Here is a 1739-nt window from a genome sequence, read left to right on the forward strand (position 1 = left end):
GCCTCGGCAGCTCCGGCGGTCTTCCCAGCGTGGTGGGCGCGGGTGATCAGGCCGGCGAGGACGGCGACGGTCGTGGCTTCCCAGGTGCGGGCGAGCCAGGCAACGATGCGGGCGTCGAACGCGCCGAGAGTGACGTCGGCGGCGGTGATGGCCCGTAGGAGGTGGTCGTGGCGGAGGCCGGGGGCCAGGCGCAGGTCGGGGAGGGCATGGAGGCGTCGGACGAACGGGCTGTGGTGGGCTTCGACCTCGCTGGTGAACGGGCCGTCGGGCGAGGTCGTCGGGTGGATGTGGCCGTCGGTGGTCACTGCCGGTCCTGGCCGGGGCGGTCCTTGGTGAGTAGGTCGCGGCGTTGGCGGGTGCGGTAGGAGTCGCCGGTGAGGGTGAGGACCTCGGCGTGGTGGACGAGCCGGTCGATCATGGCGGCGGCGACGACATCGTCGGAGAACGTCTCGCCCCAGCGGCCGAAGGGGAGGTTCGAGGTGACCAGGACGGAGCCCTGTTCGTAGCGGGAGGCGATGAGCTGGAAGAACAGGTTCGCGGCGTCCTGGTCGAAGGGGATGTAGCCGACCTCATCGATGATGATCAGTTTGTAGCGGCGGATCTTCGTGAGTTCGGCGTCGAGGCGGCCGGCGTGGTGGGCGTCGGACAGGCGGGTGATCCAGTTGGAGGCGGTGTCGAACAGGACGGAGTAGCCGGCCTGGGTGGCCTTGACGCCGAGGCCGATCGCGAGGTGGGTCTTGCCGATCCCGGGTGGGCCGAGCAGGATCACGTTCTCGGCCTTGGGGATGTAGGTGCTGGTCGCGAGGTGGGCGAGCAGGTCGCGGCGTAGCGAGGGCAGGTGGTCGAGGTTGAAGTCCTCCAACGTCTTGACCGTGGGGAAGTAGGCGGTGCGGATCCGCATGACGGTGCCTTTGGACTCGCGGTCGGCGACCTGGCGCTGGAGGAGGGCGGCGAGGTAGTCCTCGTGGGACCAGTTCTCGGTGCGGGCCTGGTCGGCGAGTTGTTCCCAGAACGCGCCGATCGTCGGGGTCTTGAGCACCCGGGTCAGATAGGCGATCATCGCGGGCAGGCCGTCCCGCGGCGGGGCGGTCGTGGTGGTCATGGCTGGTTCTCCGTTCCGGTGGGGTCGACGTCGACGCCGAACAGGGCGTCGTAGTCGGGCAGGGCGCGCAGTGTGACGGGGTGTCCGTCGGTGTGCCTGCGGGCCTGGCGACAGGCGCGGTCGGCGGCACGTGCCTGGCGCATCGCCTTCGCGGTGGCGGCGTGGGCCGGGTCGGTGACGACGGCGTGAGCCGCCCAGCTGCGCCGGTGGTGGGCGACGCTCTGGCCGTCGCAGAGCACCGTGACCGTGTCGGACGTGGCGGTGGCGTCGACGAACCTGCCGATCATCCGGGGGTCGACGGAGTAGTCGGCCGCGTCGAGGCGGATGTAGTAGTCGCGGCCGAGGCGGACCCGGCTGGTCAGGCCGACCCGCGGGGCGACCGGGGGCAGGGGCAGCATCGCCGCCCGGTCGGTGGGCAGCAGGTCCACGGGCCGGCCACCGATCGAGCGGACCGTGCGGCTGTTCGCCCGGACGAGCCAGTCGGTGAGCTGGTCGTTGAAGTCCGTCGGCGAGGCGAAGCGCCGCCCGGGCAGGAACGAGGTCTCCAGGTAGCCGTTCGTCCGCTCGACCAGGCCCTTGAACTCCGGGTCCCGCGGCGGCGCGAGCCGGATCCTGGTCGCCAGGGTGCCGGCGAACG

At 71.4% G+C, this 1739-nt stretch carries 2 protein-coding genes and 1 pseudogene; all 3 read right to left on the minus strand.

Features of this window, described 5'->3' with window-relative positions; genetic code table 11:
* Positions 1-305: hypothetical protein (locus MJ797_RS25455; RefSeq protein WP_239342077.1), on the minus strand; the 305-nt coding region annotated here is incomplete at its 3' end.
* Complete coding sequence (gene istB, locus MJ797_RS25460; RefSeq protein ID WP_239342079.1) at positions 302-1102, minus strand: IS21-like element helper ATPase IstB; 801 nt, start codon at positions 1100-1102, stop codon at positions 302-304. The genes istB and MJ797_RS25455, both read right to left, overlap by 4 nt.
* Positions 1099-1739: pseudogene (locus tag MJ797_RS25465) on the minus strand (IS21 family transposase); the annotation flags it as partial. The pseudogene MJ797_RS25465 and the gene istB, both read right to left, overlap by 4 nt.

It is taken from the genome of Protofrankia sp. CiP3 (genome assembly GCF_917627345.1).
Lineage (GTDB): Bacteria > Actinomycetota > Actinomycetes > Frankiales > Frankiaceae > Protofrankia.

Bases quoted from the DNA above. Each gene is read 5' to 3' on its own strand.
- istB (WP_239342079.1), bottom strand. From the start codon at position 1,102: ATGACCACCACGACCGCCCCGCCGCGGGACGGCCTGCCCGCGATGATC.